21 protein-coding genes are annotated in these 24,377 nt (G+C 52.5%); 6 read left to right on the top strand and 15 right to left on the bottom strand.

The window, feature by feature from the left end:
* Positions 1 to 107: 107 nt before the first annotated feature.
* Together EYA77_RS08495 and rimI are read right to left on the bottom strand one after the other, a co-directional pair.
* A complete protein-coding gene (locus tag EYA77_RS08495; protein WP_042698974.1) occupies positions 108 to 437 on the bottom strand; it encodes a cupin domain-containing protein in 330 nt (109 codons plus the stop codon).
* A 325-nt stretch (positions 438 to 762) separates the two neighbouring features.
* Positions 763 to 1,245: a ribosomal protein S18-alanine N-acetyltransferase gene (gene rimI / locus EYA77_RS08490; RefSeq protein ID WP_081406675.1), complete on the bottom strand. Its 483-nt coding sequence runs from the start codon at positions 1,243 to 1,245 to the stop codon at positions 763 to 765.
* A 39-nt stretch (positions 1,246 to 1,284) separates the two neighbouring features.
* On the opposite strand from rimI, the gene EYA77_RS08485 reads away from it, so the two are divergent.
* Together EYA77_RS08485 and EYA77_RS08480 are read left to right on the top strand one after the other, a co-directional pair.
* Positions 1,285 to 2,538, top strand: coding sequence for a DUF1015 domain-containing protein (locus EYA77_RS08485; protein WP_167816443.1), 1,254 nt, complete (start codon positions 1,285 to 1,287; stop codon positions 2,536 to 2,538).
* 78 nt (positions 2,539 to 2,616) lie between these two features.
* Positions 2,617 to 3,786, top strand: coding sequence for an FAD-dependent oxidoreductase (locus EYA77_RS08480; RefSeq protein WP_167816442.1), 1,170 nt, complete (start codon positions 2,617 to 2,619; stop codon positions 3,784 to 3,786).
* A 14-nt stretch (positions 3,787 to 3,800) separates the two neighbouring features.
* Here the strand turns inward: EYA77_RS08480 and EYA77_RS08475 are convergent, their stop codons facing one another.
* From EYA77_RS08475 to mptA, 9 genes are all read right to left on the bottom strand, one after another.
* Positions 3,801 to 4,610: a MerR family transcriptional regulator gene (locus EYA77_RS08475; RefSeq protein ID WP_245241234.1), complete on the bottom strand. Its 810-nt coding sequence runs from the start codon at positions 4,608 to 4,610 to the stop codon at positions 3,801 to 3,803.
* A 112-nt stretch (positions 4,611 to 4,722) separates the two neighbouring features.
* Positions 4,723 to 5,532, bottom strand: coding sequence for a hypothetical protein (locus EYA77_RS08470; protein ID WP_042698985.1), 810 nt, complete (start codon positions 5,530 to 5,532; stop codon positions 4,723 to 4,725).
* A gap of 119 nt (positions 5,533 to 5,651) precedes the next feature.
* Entirely contained in the window at positions 5,652 to 6,524 is an 873-nt protein-coding gene (gene frhB / locus EYA77_RS08465) for a coenzyme F420 hydrogenase subunit beta (RefSeq protein WP_042698988.1), read from the bottom strand.
* A gap of 20 nt (positions 6,525 to 6,544) precedes the next feature.
* On the bottom strand, positions 6,545 to 7,309 hold the full coding sequence (gene frhG, locus EYA77_RS08460; protein ID WP_042699079.1) for a coenzyme F420 hydrogenase subunit gamma: 765 nt from the start codon (positions 7,307 to 7,309) through the stop codon (positions 6,545 to 6,547).
* A gap of 149 nt (positions 7,310 to 7,458) precedes the next feature.
* Entirely contained in the window at positions 7,459 to 7,941 is a 483-nt protein-coding gene (gene frhD / locus EYA77_RS08455) for a coenzyme F420-reducing hydrogenase, FrhD protein (RefSeq protein ID WP_042698991.1), read from the bottom strand.
* A 9-nt stretch (positions 7,942 to 7,950) separates the two neighbouring features.
* Positions 7,951 to 9,318, bottom strand: a complete 1,368-nt coding sequence (frhA, locus tag EYA77_RS08450) for a coenzyme F420 hydrogenase subunit alpha (protein ID WP_167816441.1) — start codon at positions 9,316 to 9,318, stop codon at positions 7,951 to 7,953.
* A 427-nt stretch (positions 9,319 to 9,745) separates the two neighbouring features.
* The gene (gene larC / locus EYA77_RS08445; protein ID WP_167816440.1) at positions 9,746 to 10,771 is read right to left on the bottom strand and encodes a nickel insertion protein; all 1,026 of its coding nucleotides are present in this window, start codon (positions 10,769 to 10,771) and stop codon (positions 9,746 to 9,748) included.
* The gene (locus EYA77_RS08440; protein ID WP_167816439.1) at positions 10,768 to 12,612 is read right to left on the bottom strand and encodes a hypothetical protein; all 1,845 of its coding nucleotides are present in this window, start codon (positions 12,610 to 12,612) and stop codon (positions 10,768 to 10,770) included. Before EYA77_RS08440 ends, larC begins: the two co-directional genes overlap by 4 nt.
* A gap of 189 nt (positions 12,613 to 12,801) precedes the next feature.
* Positions 12,802 to 13,737 (bottom strand): GTP cyclohydrolase MptA, encoded by a 936-nt coding sequence (mptA, locus tag EYA77_RS08435; protein WP_167816438.1) that lies wholly within the window; start codon positions 13,735 to 13,737, stop codon positions 12,802 to 12,804.
* A 66-nt stretch (positions 13,738 to 13,803) separates the two neighbouring features.
* Between mptA and ilvC the strand changes: the two genes are divergently transcribed.
* Positions 13,804 to 14,844 (top strand): ketol-acid reductoisomerase, encoded by a 1,041-nt coding sequence (gene ilvC, locus EYA77_RS08430; protein WP_167816437.1) that lies wholly within the window; start codon positions 13,804 to 13,806, stop codon positions 14,842 to 14,844.
* On the opposite strand, the gene EYA77_RS08425 is transcribed toward ilvC, so the two are convergent.
* The 4 genes from EYA77_RS08425 to EYA77_RS08410 all read right to left on the bottom strand — a co-directional run bounded on the left by EYA77_RS08425 (position 14,845) and on the right by EYA77_RS08410 (position 19,802).
* Entirely contained in the window at positions 14,845 to 16,326 is a 1,482-nt protein-coding gene (locus EYA77_RS08425; protein ID WP_095641831.1) for an ATP-dependent DNA helicase RecQ, read from the bottom strand.
* A gap of 119 nt (positions 16,327 to 16,445) precedes the next feature.
* Positions 16,446 to 17,591: an ATP-grasp domain-containing protein gene (locus EYA77_RS08420; RefSeq protein WP_167816436.1), complete on the bottom strand. Its 1,146-nt coding sequence runs from the start codon at positions 17,589 to 17,591 to the stop codon at positions 16,446 to 16,448.
* A 41-nt stretch (positions 17,592 to 17,632) separates the two neighbouring features.
* Positions 17,633 to 19,132 (bottom strand): hypothetical protein, encoded by a 1,500-nt coding sequence (locus EYA77_RS08415; protein ID WP_095641833.1) that lies wholly within the window; start codon positions 19,130 to 19,132, stop codon positions 17,633 to 17,635.
* Positions 19,122 to 19,802, bottom strand: coding sequence for a hypothetical protein (locus tag EYA77_RS08410; RefSeq protein ID WP_143744985.1), 681 nt, complete (start codon positions 19,800 to 19,802; stop codon positions 19,122 to 19,124). The genes EYA77_RS08415 and EYA77_RS08410 overlap by 11 nt, the downstream gene beginning before the upstream one ends.
* 145 nt (positions 19,803 to 19,947) lie before the next feature.
* Between EYA77_RS08410 and EYA77_RS08405 the strand changes: the two genes are divergently transcribed.
* Genes EYA77_RS08405 through EYA77_RS08395 form a run of 3 tightly spaced genes read left to right on the top strand, consistent with a single transcriptional unit; the run spans position 19,948 to position 24,166 of the window.
* Positions 19,948 to 21,441, top strand: a complete 1,494-nt coding sequence (locus EYA77_RS08405; RefSeq protein ID WP_167816435.1) for a class I adenylate-forming enzyme family protein — start codon at positions 19,948 to 19,950, stop codon at positions 21,439 to 21,441.
* Positions 21,442 to 21,453: 12 nt separating this feature from the next.
* Positions 21,454 to 23,397: an ABC transporter ATP-binding protein gene (locus EYA77_RS08400; RefSeq protein WP_167816434.1), complete on the top strand. Its 1,944-nt coding sequence runs from the start codon at positions 21,454 to 21,456 to the stop codon at positions 23,395 to 23,397.
* A 1-nt stretch (position 23,398) separates the two neighbouring features.
* Positions 23,399 to 24,166, top strand: coding sequence for an energy-coupling factor transporter transmembrane protein EcfT (locus EYA77_RS08395; protein ID WP_167816433.1), 768 nt, complete (start codon positions 23,399 to 23,401; stop codon positions 24,164 to 24,166).
* Positions 24,167 to 24,377 lie beyond the last annotated feature (211 nt).

Below are 24,377 nucleotides of genomic sequence, written 5' to 3'. Positions count from 1 at the left end.
CATCCGGCCGGCATACCGCGTCTATTCTGTTTTTCAAAATACTCCGGGATATCTGCGGATCTCTGAAAATGACAGAATACGAAATGTATGTTAAAAATGAGGAAATGTTACTCGTGGATCATCACGAGCATCATTTTAAATCGTGAAAGGGGATGGACCGCATGCGGGATCTTTGCCGGCATGATCAGCATCTCTCCCTCCTTGACAAAATGGGATACCCCGCCAATGGGGATCTCAGCCTCTCCTTCAAGGACGATCACGAGAGCATCGTACGGAGCAGAATGTTCAGAAAGTCCTTCACCCTTCTCAAAAGCAAATGCCGTCACCGTACCGCTTTTTTTATTGATGACCATCCGGGATACGACCGAGCCCTCCTGATAATCGGTGAGACCCTTCAAAGGCAGAGGCGTTCCGATCAGATCTTTTGTCTCTTTCATGATTTCTTATCAGTGTTCTTATGATATAAAGCCTCCATTCGCCGTTTTAGAGTACATAACCGGCAAGTTCTTCGTTGTTTGATGCGGCAAAATCGCCAGACATGATCATCGGTTTTGGGTGAAAAGGAAAAATGCCGGGAGGCATGGTTCAAACTTCAGGATGAATGCAGGTCAGAAGGATTTGTGTATCGGGGATGAAAAAAAGAACTGCTGAGAACATCACCAATACTGATTCTCCATATGCTCTTCGCTTTATGAAATCAGTCAGGATCATGATAATTTCTTATCCGAGGTCTTCCGTCATAAACATATTTTTCGGAGACATTTAGAACCAGCGCATCATCACAACGGCGTCCTCCCCGTCCTTGTAATACTCGCCAAACAAAATGACATCTTCATACCCGATCTTTTTGTAAAAAGCTCTTGCCGGCGTGTTTCCGACCCGCACTTCCAGACTGCATCCGGTACATCCCTGCATGAAAAAATCCCGTTCGAGTTTACGGAGCAGAAGTCTGCCGATCCCAAATCCCCGCATATCGGGAGAAACGGCAAGATTACAGATATGCCCGTATTTTTCCTGATCGGTCTCTTCTATAGCCCCTGCTGAAAACCCGATGATCCGTCCTTGCGCCTCTGCTACATAAAACGATGTCAGAAAAACCGTCATCATCTCAAGCATTGCCTTATAATCCCAGGGATCAGGGAAACAGAGAAGCTCGACCCGGTATATATCCGGAATATCTTCGATCGTTGCCTTCCTGATCAGACAGCCGGCGGCGGTCCCGCCCACTCCTCTAAAGGTTACCATTTGCTATTTTTACTATTGGGCGCTAACCAATATAGCATAATGGTTAGCGTATACCCCTTCACCGGTCTTCGCCCCGCTCCGGATGCATACCGAAGCGTGCCGTCAGTCCCGTACGATGTCATCAGCGCTGAAGAGGCTGCTGCAGAAATAGAAAAAAATGAACGTTCTCTTCTTCGGGTCATTCGTCCCGATGCGGAACTCATGGATATCGATCCGCATGATGATCGTATTTATGCGAGGGCTGCAGAAATGTTTGCCAAGATGAAGGCAGAGGGACTTTTCATTGAAGATGATACACCCTCTTTCTATATCTATCAGATAACCCTTGACGGCGAGCTGTTCACCGGTCTCGTCTCCTGTGTCTCGGTAGCTGAATACAATGATGATACGATAAAAAAACATGAACTGACACGGTACGATAAAGAAGAGGACAGGACCCGGCATATCGATGCGGTATCTGCCCACACCGGTCAGGTCTTTTTGCTCTATAAAGACTCGGGCCTCATCCATCAGACCCTGGTCAGCATCGCCGCCGCCCACACGCCCGACGGCGAATATATTTCTGCCGGCGGCAATCTCCACCAGATCTTCCGGGTGGCGGATCCCTCTGACGTTGAAAAGATCACCGGACTTTTTGCCGGGATTCCCAACCTCTACATCGCCGACGGTCACCACCGGGCGAAGTCGTCTGCCAATGTTCTCGAAAGACGGCTCTCTGAAGGTCGTGCGACCTCTGATGCGGAAAAGTTCATGAGCGTCCTCTTTGCGCATGACTCGGTCCGCATCTACGGATATCACCGTCTCATCAGGGACCTCGCCGGCATGAATGCCGACCAGTTCCTGGGCGATCTCGCCCTCCGGTTCACCGTCACGCCGCTCAAGAAGGTCGATGTCTCCAAAAACACCATCCCGGTCAAAAACGACGGATCGATGCATATCATCCATCTGTATCTTGAAAGCCAGTGGTATGAACTGACCCGGCCGGTCGATCCCGCTGCCGACGCCATTTCACGGCTCGATGTTTCTGTTCTGCAGGAGCTCGTCTTAGATGACATGCTTGCGATCTTCGATCCCCGCGGCGATCCGCGTATCTCCTTTGTCGGCGGGTTCGCCCCGCTTGCCGACGTGATCCGGGATGTCGACAACGGAGAGTTCTCGGCGGCATTCATCATGCAGCCGGTAACTGCCCAGCAGGTGATCGATGTCGCCGACGCCGGACTGATTATGCCGCCGAAGTCGACCTGGTTCGAGCCGAAACTTCTCTCCGGCATGGTCATCCACGAGATCCGCTGACAAGCGTTCAGCATCTCCTCTCTTTTTTTCGATCTGGCTATACCTACTTAAACCCTCAGAGGAAAGAGTAATGCATCAATGCAAACATTCGATTTGATTCTCATCGGGGTCGGCACAACCGGAAAAACTCTTGCAAAACGATATGCGGCGGCAGGAAAATCAGTCGCGGTGATAGAAAAATCCGCTGACATACAGGACGGGATCTCTGCTGATCAGGCGGATATCGTATCGCATTTTCTCGCACACAAATCGGATTTTGTGATGCTCCATCCCGGTCTTTCCTTTGATGAAAAGGATATATGGTACAGGCGAGCCATCCAGGAGAAGCGCAGGTTTCAGGCAGCCCGCGCTAAAGAGGATCTTGATGAGCTGGAAAAACTTGACAATGTATCCGTATTTCGGGGGTCAGGGTCGGTCATCTTTGAAAATGAGGTAAGGATCCTGTCCTCAAAGGAGACATCGGTCATCTCCGGATCAAAGATCGTGTCTGCTTTCGTACACCGGTCACCGTTTCCGGAGATCAGCGGGCTTGACACCTGCCCGACTGCTTATACACGTGAGAAGCTCATGGATCTTGAGGACCTTCCGCGTCGTCTCGTCATTCTCGGCGGGGGTCGGGCAGGGCTTGAAACTGCTTCAATCTATGCCGGATTTGGATCTGCCGTCACCGTCTTAGAGGAACATATGACGGTTCTCGCAGAAGAAGATGAAGACATCTCTGCAGAAATAAAAAAAGTTCTTGAAGAACGGGGTGTTACCTTTAAATCCGGCTCCTGTGTCGAAAAAATAGCAATAGAAAAGGGTTCATCACTGATCTCTTTCACCTCAGATGGACAAAAACAGGAGATTTCCGCCGACGTGATTTTGCTATGCTCCTCTGGGGATCATGCCGCAAATGACGATCCCCGGACGCCCTCAGGTATGTGCATCTCCCCGCCTTTTTCGCGTATTGGACAAACTGAACGTGAGGCAAGGGCTGCCGGCTGCAGTGTTCTGATCGCAAAACTTGCTGTAAGCAGGATTTCAAAGGCAAAGGTCACCGGTCAGACGGCCGGGATGATGAAAACGGTCATCGATGCAGATACAAAAAAAATTCTCGGCGCCGGTTTGTTTTGTGCGGGGTCGGATGAACTCATCAGCATCATACAACTGGCAATGGATCAGGATACTGACTACACAGTTTTGCGGGACCAGGTGTTCCCCCATCTGACCATTGCCGAAGCGTTCAACGAATTATTTTCGGTTTGAGAGGGCGGGATCTATTATTTTTTCTGTACAGGGACCTGGATCTCCGAGAGCCAATCATCTTCGCTCTCCTTGTTCCAGATTCCGTCGATGTAACATTCTCTGGGGCTTCCCGTCACAGTGTACCCGTTTTCCTCGATCCATTTGAACACGAATGCATATGCCCTGCCTAGATCACTATAGTGTCCTTTGTGCATTACCGATACTGCGGTGACGGCCGGCATTTTTTTGAATATGATACCGTCAACTTCATTGCCGAATCGGTCGACCGCTTCACAATACTCGACATTGATGTCTTTTTCCCGGCATTCTGCGTCGAGATAGACAACAAAGCAGTATCCCGGCACCGTACATTTGAGATCAGGGTTTGCTTTTGCACACACAGCGCCTATTGCCGGAATCTCCGTGAAGTATGCATCATAGTTTGGGATCGTCATTTTTTTCGAGTAGACGATACACTCGGGAATTTCTTTGATGGTTGCCTGATAATTCATAAAATATTCCTCCTCCTTTCCTTGTAAAATGAAATCGATTCGGGAGAGCTGATCGTTTTTCTCTGCAATGTCGGTTTCGAGCTGCAGTTTCCGCTTTGTCAGGATCTCTTTTGCATCTTTGCCTGCGAGAATGTTTCTGATCTCGTCGATCGAAAGACCCGCCTGACGCAGGGACTGTATATAGTGAAGCTTGACGAGCTGATCGGTCGTGTAATACCGATAGCGTGCCAGATCGACTTTTTCCGGTTGAAGAAGCCCGATCTCGTCATAATACCGCAGAGTTTTTACGGTAGTTTTACTCAGCTTTGAGAACTCGCCGATCTTAAACATCATCTCACCCAAGTTACGTTTTTATTTGTGTGATAAATTCAGTATCTACTCTCCGGCAGCGGGAGAGTTGGCATGTTTATACATTGTTTTTTCCAAAAAAAGAAATGATGCGAACTCACGCATACCCGGGCGGGTGTTCGTCGGTTTTCTTCTCTTCTTCTTTGCAGCCGTAGAACTTTTCAAAGAATGCGGTGAAGTTCTTTTCGCATTTGGTGATGAGACCTTCGTCCACATTTTCCTTGGGGATATTTTTTGCCAGTTCGGCAGAGAGGATCTCGATGAGCTGGAAGGCGGAGTCGGGTGTCATCGTGATCTTGGTCTCGGTCCCGTTGTAGAGGACGAGCTCAAGGTTCAGGATCCAGAGCGGCGTATCGCCTTCCCGTTTGTAGGTGTTGACATCGATCATGTGCCAGTCTTCGTCCATGGTTCCGGCCGAAAGCGTGTAAGCCTGCTGGACACGGTTTCCGTAGAGCGATGTCAGATGCTGGATGATCCAGACCGCACTTTTCTGTTTGTCATCTTTGATCGCATAGAGGAGATCATCGAAAAATGCCGCTGAGTTGACATGGCATGCCGTCATGAGGACCATGGTTGCGTTCGCTCCAAGCAGCATGGACATGGCATTGACGAGTTTCGGGAAGGTTTTTCGGTCGATCGGGTCGATGAGATGATACTCAAAGACTTCCCTTACAGGTTCAAGAATGGCGGGATTCGTTTCCAGGATATCTGCAAAGGAACCGAGATCTGTAAGAAATTGTTCGGGAACCGGTTTGTGCGTATCGTTTGGCTGTTCTTCAGGCTGAGGGACCGTCTCCTCTGCAGAAGCTTTTTTCCGGGAGGTTTTTGCCGGTTTTGGTTCAGTCGGTTTTTCCAGTTTGGGTTTTACCGTTCGTTTTTTCGGCGCAGGAGAGGGGGTGTCACTCATGATACAAGGTACATCGTTTAGAGATGAAAAGATGTTCGTTTGAGATCGTCGGCGATGAGTGAATGGTCTAAAAAAGTGTACCCGAGAGGGTGGGTACTCTGGTAAGCCGGTTACACCGTTCAGATGTAGGGGTTACGCAGTGGTTTGAGAGCAGCGTGGTCCTTGTGGGCCCTGTGCTCAAGGTACTTCTGGTTTTTGGTGATCTTCTCGGTTGCGAGTTTCTCGACGAGTTCAAGACCCGGCTTGACGCCGTCCATCGACTCGGCAATGATCCAGCCTGCTTCGACTGCCTTGTTGAAGGCTGCCTCGCCGGCTGCGGAACGGACGAAGACGGTTGACCATCCATCGGGGGTTCCAACAGATCCGGTTGAGATATCTGCCATGTTTGCGACGTAGTCAAGACAGACGTGGCATCCGGGCTGCTCATATTTGTGAGTGACCTTTAAGGGGATCTGTGAGTTTACACCGCGTTCGGTGTAGACGGAGAATTTGCCCTTTCCGATGTCCATCTTGGTGACATTTTCGATCTTGGTTGCACAGTGGTCTTCGACCATCTGGAAGAGTCCCTGGTAGGGGAAGTTTTCCATACAGAAGATACCGAGTGCAAGTACAATCTTGTCGGGGACGTCACGCAGACCGACCGGGTAGAGCTGTCCTTTACGAACGGCCTGGATCTGACACGGGGTTCCGACGATACCGATCTTGTCAAGACCATAGCTGCGGGTCGCCTCTTTGATCAGTGCAAGGTTCGGTGAGACTGAGTATTTGGTTCCACGGCTGGCGAAGAGTTCTTCTACCGTTGTGGCGATCATTGGTTCAGGCTTGTACGGCTCTGATCCTGGTCCTGCGACGATTGCTCCGTCAATAATGCCTGTCTCAAGTGCGTAGGCAAACATTGATGTGACGATTCCTCCGTCCTGGGCCTTTGCGAGAATGTCTTCACAGCCGGATTTGGCTTTGTAGACTGCCTTGTATTGTCCAAGATATTCCATTTTTTTCGCCTCCAGGACCCTCAGGGTTTCATAACCTCTGCAATGAGGTTAGTAATTGATTCATACTGTCCACAGACGTCGAAGCTGAAGAAGCTTCTCGGGCACTGTGCGTAGCATGCTCCGCATTTGATACAGAGATCGCGTTCGATCTGCGGTTTGCCGTACTGCATTGTGACTGCACGGACCGGGCAGGCTGCTGCGCAGCTTCCGCAGCCGCAGCAGAGACCCTGGTTGATGACTTCGGTCATCAGGTCGCAGCCGCATGCTTCGGTTCCTGCTGCCGCAAGGTTCATGAGGGGCGTAAGGTATGCGGTTGCAAGTGCCTTCTGCTCGTCGTTTCCTTTCAGTAACAGGTATGCCATAAGGCAGACGTTTCTGATCTGCTGCGGCGTCGGCGCACAAGCGGGGATATAGACATCCACCTTGATCAGGTCGCCGATCGGCAGGTAACCCTCATGCTGGGGTTGGTTCTGCTGGCCTCCGCGGCAGAAACGGGTCGTGTTTCCGTAGCAGGCGCAGCCTCCGAGAGCCACAACAATTGCTGCGTTCTCACGGGTTTCTAAAATCTCTTCCATTGAGCACTCGTCGTTGATACAGACGGAACCCTCGACTAATGCGACATCCATTTTGGGGATGTGACGCACATCGGCGAGAGTCAGACAGTAGACGAGGTCAGCGTATTTATCGAGGATTGTAAGTAATCCTTCGTAGTTATCTGCAAGGGACACGAGACATCCGGTACAACCGCTCATGTGTACATGTCCTACAGTAATCTTGTCAGCCACTGGCTTCTCCTCCTTTGGTTTTGTAATAATTGGCTTTTGTTCGACCTTTGCGTCAGCTGGTTTTGCACCAGGCTTTGCGTCCTGTTTTCCCTCGCTGACAGCCTCATTACCGAACAGTAAGCCTTTGAGTTTATCTAGTAATCCCATTTTCAGCTCTCTAATTCCTGTAAGATGACATTTACAGTTTTGGGAACAGCTCCTTGAACTTCCGGACTTAATTCGAGGGCAAAGTCCTCCGAGTCCGGAGCAGGAATATACCCGGGCTGGCACCCGATAATAACAATATCCATTTTTCCTTTCAGTCTGCCGATCGGATCGAGCAGATTTCCGGAATGGGCGTCCATGTAACGTTCACCTCTGCCCTCAGGCAGAAGATCGGCGGGGATCTTGGTAACGTCTCCGGGTTTTCCCCCGAAGTCCATTGCATCCACAATGATCAGCTTCTTTGTGACTTCCGGATCCAGCATGGAAAAGATGAGGTGAGGGCCGCCAAGGCCTACATCCATTGCTTTTACATTGTCGGGAAGTTCGCAGTCAGCCAAAGCTCTGATCACCACGGGACCAAATCCGTCGTCGCCGAAGAGTTCGTTACCGACACCGGCGATTATTATTTCTGGGAACAGTCCATCCATGGTATATGCTTACTCAAGGAGCTTCTGTGCAACGAGCTTGTTGTTTTCATCCAGCACAATCATGTGGGTTGCGCAGGAAACACAGGGGTCGTATGCACGGACGATAACTTCTGCAAGTTCCCAGGGTGCGCCGGTAAGTGCACGGCTGCAGACTGGGAAGTTCCAGGTGGTCGGGACAAGCATGGAGAACCACTCGACTTTGCCGTTGCGTACCTTTGCAAGGTGCACATCACAGCCACGCGGTGCTTCGTTTGCTGCCCATCCGATCTCGCCGTCACCCTGAGGGATGACGTCTGCACAAACCGGGGCGCTGGTGTCAATTGCATCAACTGCCTCGATCATCTTGTACATACAGTCCATGTATTCCATTGCACGGGCAATGTTTAATCCCATTGCGCCTTTGCGGTCATAGTTCTGGTATTTTACAAGACGTGCACGGGGACCGACCTCAACAGGCTGTCCGTCGTACAGAGGTACGCCGGTGCATGCCTGCATCTGCGGCCAGGCTTTCGTGCCTGCTTTTGTGGTTCCGCCGATCGGGTATGCGGGGTCTTCGAGAGTGATCTCTTCTTCGCCCATATACCAGTCCCAGGGTCTGACTTCAAGCCAGCGTGCCGGGTCCCACTCAGGATTAAGATCAAGGGAGGAGCTGCCGTACATCGGAGCTGCTGCCATGTATCCCTGGTTGTGGTAACCGAGGTCTTTTGGAATGGCAACTTCGCGGCCGCACATCTCTGCCCAGTCACGTTTCATGTAGTTCTCTTCGAGAGCAATCATGAACTCCATCTGTTCACGGGCAAGCTGGATTCCCTGCTTTGCAAGATCGAAGATCTTTGCTTTTGCACGGGGAGTGATGTTTTTGTACATACCTCCAACACGGGGGTTGGACGGGTGTACTGCTTCGCCGCCGACGATCTCGCCGACGGTCTGACCGATCATACGAAGGGTCTGGATACGCTTTGCGACAGATCTGACCGGCTCTTCTGGGCTGAAGGGGTTGACCTTGATGTCGGTTCCTGGCAGATATAAATCAGGCAGTGCAAGAATGTCGTGCAGTGCATGGGAGTGCAGTCTGTTACCGCACTGTAAAATCATACGCAGGAGATATGCGTCGTCTGGGATCTCAACACCCATCGATGCTTCCATTGCCTCAGTTGCGGCAAGCGTGTGGGCAATCGGACAGATACCGCACACACGGGAAGCGATCTTTGGGACCTGCTCATAGGTTTTACCTATAGCAAGTTTCTCTACTCCACGAACCGGGGTGATAGAAAGCCAGTCTCCGCGCTCAATGATGCCTTCATCGTTTACTTTTAAAACGAGCTTGGAGTGACCTTCATGTCTGGTGGTCGGGGAAATTTCTACTACTTTCGACAATGTTTTCGCCTCATCCTAAATTATTTAGGTTTTCAAACAGCTATACAGGAATATTACCATTGTCCTTTTGGATTAATGACACGTACAGTTGTACGCTAATCTTATTCTCTTTCGCGATGCTAATTAATGGTTTCCTATTTGATCGAAAAAATCAATGACTTATTTTTAGATTTTTTTCAAAAATAGTTTTAGTGGATATATAATTAGTATTAAATTGTACAAAATTATAATTAAGTACAACGAATTGCCTGATTCGCCTTATATGCTCTTCTTTTCCCCTCTCACAGGGCACGCGCTCTCCGGCTGGCTAATCTTCCCGAAACAAAGTAACTGGTTTTCCCCTGATTTTTTGCGAACGTTAATGAGTCTTTCCCGAAAAAAGAATCAGCGGATCCCTGCAAAATGCCGATTTTGTTTATAAATAAACTCAATACTGAACAAATCCCGGGATCTGTCTCTGAACTTCGTTGATCACATCTTTCAGCGGTTTTTTCAATGCAGCCGCTGCTATTTTCATATCTTCAAACTCAGGTTTTGCTGAAATGATACGTCCCGCGTGTTTTGAAACCTTGACCCGCACAGAAAATTCCTCACCGGAGATCATAAACCGATACGCTTTCCTTTCGCGTTCTGCCACGATCCGCGGCTCCTCTTTTACCCGCACTCCAAGCGTTCCCGTCTCCTCCATCAGGATCTCGGTCAGGGCACGGTACCGTTCAAGGGTCGTGATCACCGATATCATAAAAACAGGACGATGCTTTTTCCCGAATCCCTGGGTAACGAACACATCAACGGCCCCGGATGCCAAAAGCCGCTCGACAGCATAGCCGATCACCTCTCCGGACACGTCATCGATATTCGTCTCGAGAATAACGATCCGTTCCTCCGTCAGATCAAAGATATCGCCCTCAACGATCAACAGCCCCGACTCCTTTGCATAGCCGGTTTTTTCCGGCGTCATCGAAGGGATCGACTGCCGAAAAACCGCAAGATGTGCCAGAAGCGAGGCGCCGGCCGGCGTCGTACGTTCCATCTTTGCAGAGCTTTCGGCAGCCGGCATTCTGTGCCGTGCGCAGATCTCCAGTGTTTCAGGCAGACATATCCCAAGTGCCGGCGGTTTTGCATACACCGGACAGGAAAGAAGATCCATTGCATCCAATAGTGCAAGCGGGCACAACACCTCCGTCAAAACCCCGGAAGGGGAAAACGCTCCTTCATGAAACTTCGAAAACACGGCCTCCAGATCCGAAAAAACCGCATATGCCTTTTCCTGAGCGGCCGCCGAAAGATCCAGCGCCTCCATAACCTTTTTTGGATCCTCTCCTCTCATTTTGGAGACAACATCCGCGGCATTTTTTCCTATATCCTTTGCATCGCCAAGATCAGTCAGAGCCGCCGCTAAGGCGGCTCCGCTGATACCTGCGGTACCTGGATCAATGAATAACGTTCTCATTCCGGAAACGGTTTTTTCATCTCAGCATAGATCGACTGGGCAAGCTTTGCCACCTCGGCCGCCTTCTCATTTGCGCCCGGAATCGACCGGGTCAGATATGCGCCGTTTTCCGCCTCTTTTGCCGCTGTTTTCGCGTCCATATCAAACAAAGCGGCAACCGCGGCCGGAACCGTGATATTGATGATCGTATGTCCTATATACTGAAGCTCCTGGGCAATGATCGCTCCGCACTGGAGAGCGATACCCCAGTTGGGATCATCTTTGTTTTTACCTTCGAGGGCAAAAGCCGGCACCTCTTTTCCGCTCAGATTCTCCACATGATAGGGTCTGCCGTCGATGTTCACGTCATAGGAAACATAGGAATCAAAACCCCAGTAACGCTCGGTGAACTTATCCGTGCGTCTTCCATGCGACCTCAGCTCCGTGAATTTCAGATCGATCTCATGCCCCGTGAACCCTGAAAGGATCGCAGAACCCCGCTTTTCAACATACGCTCTACGCTCTTCGTCCAGAAGTTTTGCCGCATCTGCCACTGTTTTCCCATTCTTCATCATTTCATAGGTCAGATCCGCTCTGCGGCAGACAGCCCGGTCGCGAACTCCTTCGGATGCCAGGATGCAGACGTTGGTGATCTTTCCCCGGGAAACCTGCTCGGCTTTTCGTGCGATGGTGTTCAGACTGCAGATGGCAAGTTCCGGATCGATAAATGAATTCATCTTATATTCCCGGATAACCTCAGCTGCCGCAAACACGTCTCCGCCGTTCTGCAGTAAAAGCCGGAGCGCCGGCACGATGTCTCCAAGCACATGGCCTAACGGAGCATTCACCGGCCCTCCGGAAAAACCTGCGCCGATCATCGGCGCTTCTTCAAACCCGGCAAAGATCTCGGAAAACGCCATCGATCCGATAACCGACGGTCCGCCCACATCTTTGAGGATAAGAGCAAAGTCTCCTAAAAGAGTTGCCGTGTCATACTCTTCACGGGTCCCCCGGATATGCAGTTTTTCCGGCAGGTTTGCCGCATCACGGGCGCCTTTTCCCGCCATATACGACGAGTTGACGGCGCCGAATTTTCCAAACTCTTCACCCAGGATCGCATCAGGGTGGACGATCTCCATTATCACCGTTGCGCCGATCAGTGCCGGCCAGAGACCAAGGGGCGTCACTCCCGCACCTGCCATGGCATTGAGCATTGCTTTTGTTCCGACCTGTGCGCCGTTGTAGGCAAGCTCCGGGATGTTGTAGTCTTCGCCAAGTGCCGAGTGACCATAGATCGTCCCGCCGGAGATGAATCCGGGAAGGGTCGATCCGTCGACTTTTGTCAGCTTCTTCTCCTCAAGGGCTTTGTAGATCGCCATGTAGGCCGGAAATGCCTGGATCCTGTGGGTGGATTTTCCGGTAACCAACGCAATAGCGCTGGTCCTGGCTCCGCCTGCATGCATGCGTGCCATTGCGCCGAGTTTTCTGTTCCCGAGAGGGACGCCCGAGCGTGCTGCCGATCCCGCAAAATAAGCGAGAGCGGCAACGATCAAAGCGGCATTTTCAGGAGCCGCTCCTGAGCTCATCGCCGCCTTTACGGCTTTTTCGATCACCGTATCCAGGGGAAGTTCTCCGAGCGCCGCGTCGAGAATCGTCATTTTTTCCGCACAGCTGGTCTTCTTTCCGGAGATCGAACAGAATACGTCTTCCGCGATCGAGTTGGCAGCCGCATAGACGGGAAGTACAAGAGAACCGTGCCCCTTCGTTGCCGCCTCCAGTTTATCGTTGGACAGAGAATCCGGCTGATAGGTTGCCGCCATCGATGCGGCTAAGATAATGTTTTGTTTCGTGTTGTCAGTCATGAGATGTTCACCCCTCGTTTTGTGAGAGTTGGATGTTCAAACCATATATAGATTTCACAATAGGCCACAACTAATTAAATTTATCTCTGCCGCCAGAGCAAAATAGATAGAGTGGCAATGGTTTAGCCGCTCGCAAACGATCCGGCATCTGCGCCGGCAGAAGACCTTTTTAGAAAAAAGTGATTGGGATTATACGCTGAGCTCTTCGCGAAGTTCTGCGAGGGTCGCCTTCCTCTCCGCGTAGGCATCGTGCTGATGGATACTCTCCTCGTTCGTCTGCCGGATCGTGATATGGGTATCCCCGGGCAGGTCAACGAACGTGGAAACGACTCTTTTTGCCATCTCACGAACACAGTCTTCGACGAATCTGGCATTCTTATGAGCTGCCATCACGACATAGCTTTCATCGCCGCGTTTCAGGAGTTCGTAGATCTTTGCGCTCATCGACTCCTTGAGGACCGTCACGATCTTTTCGAGCGGGACAATGATATCGCCGTCCGTCTCCACACAAAGGAAACCCCGTCCACGCTGGTTGTGGCTTGCCATCGGGATCTCGTTGAAGAACGCATCGATCTTCTCTTCGGGGATCTCGAGCTGCTCCATCACATGCATCGCATGATCCTTCATGATGTTTTGTGCGCAGGGACATGCCGTGATACCCGTTACCTCGGCGCCGACGCTTTTTCTGACGATCGGCTTGCCGTTCGTCCTCTCGGCAACTGCGTGGGCATATACATTGATGACCTCCTGACATGACGTCTTGGAGACCGGGGTCTCACGGTTCATCATATAGAAGCTTTTCATGAAAACCTCCGTACGGTCTGCATATTCATGATGATCGAGAAGTTTTCGTGAAACGATCCCGCATACATCCTCAATACCTTTGACATCACCGCTCGTTGCCTGCTGGAGCACCTCATCGATCACTTCAAAATTTCTGGAAAGGTTTGCGCCTTTCAGACTGCTTGGCAGATCGACAAACACATCAAACTCTGAGATGAAAATAGCCGGCCGGGTCTTCCCGGGTCTGCCGACCTCGACAAGTTTTCTGACATTTTTCACACCAACACGCGTCAGGCTGATTCTCACATCCGGGGCGGTGGACTGCACATCTGGTAATGACATTATATATCGTGTCCTGTTTTCGTTACTTTGCCGTTTTTGGGTTTAAAGGCAAGTCAACGTGTAACTATGTGTATGGGGATGAGGGTATATAATTTTATACGTATGCGGACTCCATCTACTCCTGAAGATATGATGCGAAAATATCCTGTGACTGATAATGATATCGGTTTAATTGCTGGAAAATGCGTCGCGATCCTTGGTTACGGCTCGCAGGGCCGCGCCCAGGCCGGAAATCTTCGTGACAGCGGCGTCAATGTCATCATCGGGAACCGGCCGGGAAAAAGCTTCGATCAGGCCGTTTCCGACGGGTTTTCCGTCATGTCAGTGCAGAATGCGGTCATGCGCTCTGATATCCTTGCAGTTTTCTTCCCCGATGAATCCGCGGCGGAGATCTATGCAGAAGACATCGCTCCGTTTCTCAAAGAGGGCCAGTGTCTGGTGTTCGCCCATGGATTCAACATCCATTTCGGCTTCATAACTCCGCCGGAATACACCGACGTCGTCCTCGTCGCGCCAAAAGGGGTCGGACCCATGGTCAGAAAACTGTATCAGGAAGGGTCCGGGGTCCCCGCACTCGTCTCCGTCCATCAGGATCACACCGGGCGCGCACTGAACACCGCTCTTGGATTTGCGGCAGGTATCGGCTCGGCCCGTTCGGCAGTTCTCGCCTCGACGTTTCGAGACGAAACCGAAACCGATCTTTTTGGCGAACAGGCCGTCATCTGCGGCGGTCTCCCGGCCTTGATATCTGCGGCGTATGACACCCTCGTCGATGCCGGCTATCCTCCGGAACTTGCCTTCTCCGAGTGCGCCCATGAAGTGAAACTGGTCGTCGATCTCATCTATGAAGGAGGTTTTGCAAAAATGCATGACTTCGTCTCAAAAACCGCAGGTTACGGCGGGATCACCCGCGGCGGCCGGGTCATCGGCGAAGATTCCAGAAAAGAGATGACAACGATCCTCAACGAGATACGCAGCGGGGAGTTCGCGGATGAATGGATGGCCGAGAAGCGTTCCGGGAGTAAAACGTATACCGGCCTTGTTGAACAGGTGAAAAAAAGCGACATCGAGACGGCCGGAAAAACATTCCGCGATCTCCTGAAATGATCAGTTCGAAAAACAGAGTTTCCTGACGGTTTTTCCCTCAAGGCGAAGCTTTCCCTCCCGGAGAAGCCCGCTGACCTCCCGTTCGAGCTCCTCCCTCTCCCGCCCTTTCGCCGCGCCGAAATACGGGTTTGAGTTCAGCTGAAGCCTCACCGTCTTCGCCCGCTCGAGGCCGAGAAGGAACGAGATGAACTCCGGCGTCGTCAGCATCCCGTCGACTTCCTTTGCTCCGGCAAGGATCATCTTTGCCGGACTGCCAGCCGGCGGCGCCTGTTTTACCTTCCGGTCCCCGCAGACATCGCAGTTGCCGCAGGCCCTGATCTCCTCGTCAAAATACGATAAGAGGAGCCGTCTTCTGCACGATCCTGCCGTACAGTACGCATACATCTGATCCAGCTTCTCTTTTGCGATCTCCGACTTTTTCGGATCGGCGAACTCCCGCCCGAGCATACTTTCGATCTTGCGCCGGTCTCCCGCGGAGTAAAACAGCAGACATTCCCCGGGCCTGCCGTCCCTGCCGGCTCTCCCCGTCTCCTGATAATACGACTCGATATCCTTTGGCATATGGGCATGGATCACATACCTGACATCCGGCTTGTCGATCCCCATCCCGAAGGCGACCGTCGCACAGATCACTCTGATCGAGTTGTTCAGAAATCCTTCCTGGACCCTGCTCCGTTCCGGTGTCGGCAGACCCGCATGATACGGATTTGCCAGGATATGCACCTTTCGGAGACGCTCCGCCAGATCCTCGGTACTCGCCCGGGAAAAACAGTAGATGATCCCCGGATCATCCTTGTGGGCAGTGACATAACTGATGATCTTCTGCATCCTGACCTGGGCGTTCGGCTCGGAAAATGCCGAGTACCGAAGATTTTTCCGGTCGAAACTGCCGATAAACTCCGCCGGATCTTTGAGCCGCAGCTCGTTTGCGATATCCTCACGGACCCGCCGGGTAGCCGTCGCCGTAAAAGCGGCGATCGGCACATCAGGGAACTTGTCCCGCAGATATTTGATCTCCCGGTACTCGGGCCGGAACTGATGTCCCCACATCGAGATACAGTGCGCTTCGTCCACGGCAAAAAGTGCGACCTTGCAGCCGGCAAGCGTCGCAAAAAATGCCGGGGTCACGGCCCGCTCCGGCGAAACATACAGGATCCGGATCTTTCCTTCCCGCATCTCCCGCTCGACCCTCTGCCGTTCATCGTAGGTCTGCAGACTGTTGAGAGTCTCAACCGTGACCCCCTGATTCGAAAGAGCGTCCACCTGATCCTTCATCAGCGCGATCAGGGGAGAGATAACGATCGTCATCCCTTCAAGCATCATTGCCGGAAGCTGATAACAGAGGGATTTTCCCCCGCCGGTCGCCATCACCGCGAGTACATCCCTCCCGCCGACGATCGTCTCGATGATCTCCTGCTGATTGGGACGAAACGTCTGATGATGGAAGTATCTTTCAAGTGTCTGCTGTATCGCTTTCGTCATGAAATTTTATGCCAATGCCATTCTTCACCTGTATTTTGGTGCTGATGGGGTATGCATTTTTCTCTTGTCCCCGGTAATCACCGCTCAGCTTTTGGGAGTGAACGATTTTGTTTATTTGTTTATACCAGATACGCAGAAAAATCAGATACCAGCGCCCTGTCAAGTTCCTGCTCATTCCCGACGCTTGTCTCCGTAAACAGGAAAGCGAACAACCCCATTTCCGGCGCTTCAATTTTGCGAATGTCCAGGACATGTTCAAACTCATTGCAGAGTCTGCCGTAATCGAATCTGCCGCTTTCTATCTCTTTTCCGCCTTTGTCGATCAGGATCATGCTGTAGATCTTTCCGGATTTTTTGGCGAGGATCTTGGCAAAATCCGGCTTGATCTGATGCAGATAGCAGTCAACTGTGTTGACACCGTACGCAAAATACGCTATATCCGTAGAACAGGAACCGGCGAACCTCAGCGGATTGAATTCGATCGGGATGATATCGTCTTCTGTGACCCTGACCTCTATGTGCATCGGAAAATCGGTTATATGCAGTTTAGTATTGATCCGTTCAAGGAATAGGGTAAACGGCTGAAGATACTCCAGCATGATCTCTGCGGATGTATAATATATCCTGTCTCTGACATCGCTTTCGGATGCAAACCGGTGCGTCAGGATATTCAGTATGACCGGCTTTCCTTCTGTATCGTAATAAGCGTCGATCGCATACTCCGTACCCCTGATATACTGCTCGAGAAGGAATGTTGAACCGATCACGGTTTCCGGAAAATCCGCCGCCCATGTTCTGCTATTCTCCTCAATGTCGGACACGGCATTTCTCAGATCGGTCTCATTGAACAGCGCATAAACGCCGACGCTGAAAAATCCGACGGATGGTTTCAGAATGACCGGATACGGCAGTTTTGCATGATCGCCGCTTCGAAGCTGATCCAGGGTGACTTCTTCGAAAAACAAATTCGGATAGAGGCCGGATACCGTTTTACGAAACAGCGCCTTGTCTTTTAGAATACTGATCTTACGGATTATCCCGCTCTCAGGCAGATTCGTATAGATCCAGTCAAGGGCATGTTCGGAAACGGTGTAGAGTCGTTCGCCGTCATGATATCTCTTTACTGCCTCTTTCGTGCTTATGAAATTAAGGGCATTTCCTCTGCTGTTGGAAACTGCGTATGCGTTTTCAAGTACGGGAACGCCGTTTTTTGCGAGATATTCAAGCAGAAGATCGGAAATGTAGGGCTCTTCTAAAATTATCATAAATGTACCTCTTGAAATGATAGAAAAATAGGGATCTGATTTCAGATACCCGGAATGTAGGATGCCTGTTCTTTATAATAGGGTATATACACGATCCGCGAGTTCTCCACCGTGAAGTTGTATCTGAGAACCTGCAGGATCCCCGGCTTTTCCGTCTCGTATCTGAGATAGAGAAACTCCGTCAGCTCGCGTGCCGTACTCTGATTGATGAAAATGGGCCGATATTCCCCATCCCGGCCGCCCATCACCTCAACGATCTCCGGGTTTCTGATCGTCAGATCGATCTCCCAGGGTTCAGCAAGATAGCGGGGGATATCGGCCGCACAAATATAATAGCTGCGTTTTCCGGCAATATTTGGAAGTCCTGTCGATGTATCCCCGCCGGCGAGCCGGTCGGTCACCTCGAAGTTCACATCGAAGCGCCAGAACGGAATATATTCAGGTTCCACTCCTTTCATCGCCACCATCGCCAGAAGATCGGGTTTTGCCAGATCATACGGCACGATTTTTACGGTGTCGGCGGTGATATCCAGAAGATGGCCGCACCCCTTGCACGGGATCACCACCTCGCCCCACGGCTGTTTTACCTCCTCTCCGCAGAGCGGGCACTGAAGCACGGTCGATTCATGGTTCAGGATCTCCTGATCGGTCAGCTGTTTTGGGATCCTGACCGCAGGACGAAGCGTCGAGATGTGCTGCATCGTCCCTGCCGCCGTAAACGTTTTTCCCTCCCTGAACGCCGGATATCCCGCCATACACAGGGCGATACCCAGAAGAAGCAGAATGATCTGGAACATCTCGACCAGATGATACGGTCCCGCATGGATGAGCATCGCGATCGAGGAACCGATCATGATCCCTCCCGCCGCAAGGGAGAGGATCATCATCCTTGTCCGGGCGGTGAGATTGATCGGCGCCGTTCCGCCGAGAACTTCGCCTTTCACCCCATCCACGACCGCGGTGAAATGACCGCCTTTGTACTCGTAATGGGCGATCCAGACCGGAGCATACACCAGTTCGAACACCTTCGGGATCAGAAACGACTTTTTCAGCGTGATCGTGTCGATCCGCTTCTCAACGGCATTTTTGATCATTCCGTGCACCGCTTCCCGGCCGCGTCTGCTTGCCTCGACCGCCGATCCTCCCGGCTCCATCGAAACGACCGAACCCCGCACATACGGGATCTCGCCGCCGGGATCCAGCCAGAGCTTTTCAATGCCGTATTTGCCTGTATCGCAGGCACACTCCGTCCAGATGAACTCCTCGTCGATAAGCTCCTCGAAGATGTTTCGGATCACGTTTCCCGTCTGCTCGGTGTACTCCGAGTACCCGCAGGCAACTGCCTTACCTTGAGCCACGAACCGCCAGAACGGCAGATACAGCAGATAAAGTTCGCTCACGACCGCATGCTGCGCCAGACCCGGGGCTTTGATCCCTTTTGCAAACCAGGTACGAAGCGTCCGGTCGGCGACCCCTTTGGTGATCTTGGCTTTGTACCGGAACTCGGCGACCTGATCCTCGACTGAACGTTCAAGCCCCATCCTTTCCCTCCTTTCGTTTGAGGCTGATCATACCCAGCATCTCGCTCTGATACAAAAAGAAGATCAGCAGTCCGGCCACCAGAAGAAAGAGCCAGGGACTGAAATAAACGGCGGTCAGGGAAAGGATCATCACCGGGATACAGGCGATCAGCGCGGTTTTCCGCCAGTTCACCGGCTCTTTGATCGGATGCCACTCGTCATAGACCCGACCGGACCCGGCGTCCACCTCGACCATATAGATGGAGTTTTTCACTTTGTAACTGATCAGCCAGAGCGGAATACCGATCAGCTCCTCCGCCCGGGCGATCCCGTGGAGCTCGGGATAATACACGCCGGCAAAGACTGTTGCCGGCAGAATCGCCGCATCCTGCGGCACCGGGACCACGGAAGAATTTTCCCGCTGCATATTCTGCAGACCGGAAAGGAGCGTTCCGCAGGCAGGACGGTAAACGACCACTTCATTGCAACCGTCTTCCCGCGTGTATTTCCAGAAGGGATAGTAGAGCATGACCGCTTTCCCGAACCTGATCTTTTCGGCCGGGATAAGCGGTTTGGTGTCCGACTCCAGCCACATGCGTGCGATCTCACGCGCCCGCTCCTCGCTGACAAAAGGAGGGATCACGCCGGAGCACTGCAGAGAAGCAGGTATTCCTTCTGGTGTTTCTGCCATAAATGAGTCAATATATTTACGTACATTCAGATAGATGTTTTCTTGCCTATCCGCGAAAAAATCCAGCGGACAGCATCCGATAGCGAGCATATTTATATCTTACATGCACACAAATATACATCAAAGTATATTGTTGTGATAATGGATGCTGAATATAACCACGTTTCTCGATGCAAACTCCTGCCGTCTGGCAAAACCGGTCTTTTTCTGTCCGGAACGAAACACCTCCTACACCTCCGCTGAAATACTCTCGATAAGTTCCGCGATCGCCCGTGATCTCCTCTCACTCGGTGCCGTGAAAGGCGACCGTATCCTCCTCTATATGAACAGCAGCCCCGAATACCTCTTCTCCTACTTCGCCGTATGGAGGATCGGCTGCGTCTCGGTTCCCACAAATCGCGTCTATACCCCAAGCGAACTTGCCTATATGGCGAAAAACTCGGGCGCGAAGATCTTCATCACCGATCCAAACGGCGTCTCCGCCGCCCGCGATCTGCAGGTCAGGATCTATGTCCCCGGAGACATCGAATCCCTGCGCGGCGAACCCCGTCTCCTGCCGGCACACACCGAACACGACGACCTCTGCCAGCTGCAGTATACGTCCGGAACGACAGGCAAACCCAAAGGAGCGATGCTTACCCACGGAAACTGGCTCGCCGCGATCCACAACATCTGCGATGTGCTGACCTACAAACAAAACGACGTCTATCTCGGCATCTACCCGATGGGGCATGTCGGCCTCGCCTGGGGCATCGCCGCGATGCGGGCCGGCGCCCTCTTCGTTATGATGGAGAGGTACGACTACGACACCTACCTCGCTCTCTGCAAAGAGCACAAAGTCACCGTTCTCGCGGGCATGCCGCCGGTGATCCACTCCCTCACCGAAGCTCCGCCCGGACCGGAGGAGAGCCTTTCGACCGTTCGCGAGATCATCTCCGGCGGCGGCCCTCTCCACCATGACATCTGGAAAAAGTTCCATTACCGGTACAACATCCCGGTCATCAACGCCTACGGTCTTTCAGAGACCGTCGTCATAGGCACCGGGACCGTGATCCGTCCCGAGGATTACGCATCCGCCGACCGGTTCCAGAGCGTGGGCCACCCGGTCTGTTTCTCGGAAGTCAAGATCGTTGACGAGACCGATCCGTCGATCGAACTGCCGGTCGATACCCCTGGCGAGATCGCTCTGCGGGGGCCCGCTGTCGCCAAAGGATACTGGAACATGCCAAAAGAGACCGCCGCCTCATTCCTTGAGGACGGCTGGTTCCTCACCGGTGATGTCGGGTACCTCGACAAAGATCTCAGACTCTTCCTCACCGACCGGAAAAAAGACATGATCGTCATGTCCGGCTGGAAGATCTACCCGACCGAGGTCGAAGAGGTCCTCATCGGTCACGAAGGGGTCGCCGAGATCGCGGTCTTCGGCATCCCCGACGAACATCGGGGCGAGATGCCGGTCGCCGCCGTCGTTTGGCGGAGGGGCTGGGACAGCTCATCAAAGGAAGAGTCTCTCGCTGCATATGCAAAAGAGCGGCTTGCGGGATACAAAGTCCCCCGCAGGATCATTACGGTGGATGCCCTCCCCCGGGTAAACGGCTGGAAGCTCCTGAGACGGGAACTTCGCGAACAATACTCATAAAAAATACCCATCATGAAATCACGTGATATAGCACTCGTCGGCATTTTACTTGCCGCCGGAGCAATTGCCCGGTACATTTCCTTATTCGTACCGGGGGCCATCGTCGCGAATCTGACGATCGCCTTCTACTGCCTTGCGATCATCCTCGTCGTCCCGAAGTTCAAAGAAGCTCTCGGGATAGGCGTTGTAGCCGGAATCATCTGTGCCGTCTTTTCGCACTCGATCTTTCCTCTTGGAAACCTCATCTCCGAGCCGATCGGTGCCGTGGTCTGTTTAGCGGTGTATAAACTCGTCAAGGATCATACCCGCCTTGCCCCGGCAATTTCAACTGCCATAGCCACCCCTGCGAGCGGATTCACCTTCATCACGGTCACCTGCTTCGTGATGTTCTTCACCACCGAAACGACCGTTGCGACCGTTCTCGCGTTTGCTATTGCCCTGATCCCGATCGTGATGAGCGCCATGATCGTGAACGTGATCATCGCCCAGATCATCGCGATGCCCGCGACCTCGGTCATGCAGAAGACGAAGACCGTCATCAAAACCGCCCACACGGAAGCTGCGCCGAGTGATTCGGTCGTCTTGGACAAACTCACGTTCACCTATCAGGCGGCAGATACGCCGGCTCTCGACAATGTCTCGCTCAAAATAAATCCAGGCGAATTCATCGTCGTCAACGGTCCATCAGGAGCCGGAAAAACCACACTTGCCCGAGCGGTATCAGGAATTCTTGCTCACGCATATGGGGGAACTGTTGTAGGGAACGTCTCTCTTTACGGGAAATATGCCGATGAGTACAAAGACGTGACCGAGCTTTCCGCAAAAGTCGGCATGGTCTTTGACGATGCCGACGCCCAGCTGATCTTCACCACGGTCGAGGAAGAGATCCTCACTGGTCTCGAGACCCGCGATCTCCCTGAGGCCGAGGTCAGAAAGAAACTCGACGAGATCTACAAGATCACCTGCACGGGCCACTTAACGGACCGTGCCCCGCATAACCTCTCCGGAGGTCAGAAACAGCGGGTCGCGATGGCCGCGGCCCTTTCCCGCGAGACCCCTCTCCTCGTTCTGGACGAGGCGACCTCCGAGCTGGACAAAAACGCCAGACGCCAGGTGTACACCCTGCTGAAAGGCATGACGGCCAAGGGCCACACGATCGTTTTGATCGAGCACATGATCGACGAAACGATCGGCTATGCCACCCGGATGATCACGATGAATGCGGGCAAAATCGTCTACGACGGCGTTCCGCGGCTGGATGAGACCAGCTGCCCTGCGCTTGAAAAGACCGCTCCGACCCATGAAGTCGTTTTGGAAGCGACCCACGTCACGCACAAATTTCCCGAGGTCCTTGCGTTGGATGATGTCTCGGTCTCCTTTTTCAAAGGCGAGATCGCGGCAATTCTCGGTGAGAACGGATCGGGCAAGACGACACTCGTCAAACATCTGAACGGTCTTCTCCGTCCTGATGTTGGCTCGGTCCTGCTGAAGGGTGAGGACATCGCCTGCCGGTCGATTCCGGAGATCGCGAAGCATGTGGGTCTGGTGTTCCAGAACCCGGACACGATGCTGTTTGAAAACACCTGCGAGAAGGAGATCATGTTCGGTCTGAAGAACATCGGCAAGTCCGATGCTTCGCCGGCGGCTTCTCTTGCGGCCGTGGGCCTTGCCGGCAAAGCGAAGATGAATCCCCGTCATCTGAGCCGGGGCGAGCGGCAGAAGCTTGCTCTTGCCTGCGTTATTGCGACGGGTCAGGAGATCGTTATTATGGATGAGCCGACGACGGGTCTCGATCCGAAGGAGTCGTATGAGATCATGCGTGTCCTGACCGGGATGAGGAATGCGGGTAAGACGATCCTTATGGTGACGCATGACCCTGTGCTCGCGGGTCGGTATGCGGACCGGATCATCGAGATGGAAGCGGGTAAAATAACCGCTGTCCGGGGAGGTGAGTGAAATGGAAGATATTATGCAGTATATCCCGGGAAACCGGTTCGTTCACCGGTTGTCGCCGATGACGAAGATCTTCTTCGCGGTCGGTATGATGTTTGCGGCGATCTTCACGTCGAATCCGCTGCTTCTGTCGGCGATGGTGGTGTTTGTGCTGGCGTTCGCGGCGATCGGCGGGCTTTTGAAGCCGCTTATCCGTCAGGTCCCTCTGCTGATCATTCTGGGTCTTGCTCTGGTCGTTTTGACGGTCCTTACAAGTGCGTCGGGCGATGTGCTGTTTGCGCTTCTGCCAAACGGGATGTTCCCGGTGACGACGGGAGCGATCATGTTCGCGGTGCAGATGGCTCTCCGGTTTGCGGTGCTGATCTTCTCGTTCCAGCTGCTGGTCATCTCGACGCAGCCGCGTGATCTGGTGAACGCTCTCTATACGCTGCGGATCCCGGGCGATTATGCTTTGATGTTCCTGATTGCTATCAGATTCATCCCGACTCTGCAGAGAGAGGGTGTCAGGATCAATGAGGCTCAGCTTTCCCGCGGGTACTCTCCCGGAGGAGGCGTTATCGGGAAGCTGAAGCAGCTTGGCCCGGTTATGCTTCCGCTTATGCTTAATTCGCTTGGAAAGGCGGATACGCTCGGTCTGACGATCGATATGCGGGGATACCGGAAAGCGTCGGAGCACCGGAGAAAGATGGTCTACCATGCGGCAGATCTCGTGACGGTTTTGATCGTCGCCGGGATCTTTGCCGGCATCGTGTATGTGACGTTTATTCTGTGAGAGGGGGCGACCCTCTTTTTTTATTTTTTAGTAGGAGTTACGCGGTGTTATTCTGAATCCAATTCGGAAAGGGTATTACTGGGTGTAGACACAAGAGATTATTTAACCGCGAATCTCCGCGAATTAACGCGAATCGCATTTTCCTTACGTTCGGGTGCTCTGCTCCGGCTTATCGCCTACGCAGGAATCGCACCCTCTCTTGAAAAATGCT

Source organism: Methanocorpusculum sp. GPch4 (assembly GCF_012062385.1).
In the GTDB taxonomy this organism is placed as follows: domain Archaea; phylum Halobacteriota; class Methanomicrobia; order Methanomicrobiales; family Methanocorpusculaceae; genus Methanocorpusculum; species Methanocorpusculum parvum.
This window is presented reverse-complemented; position numbering and strand designations above follow the sequence as displayed.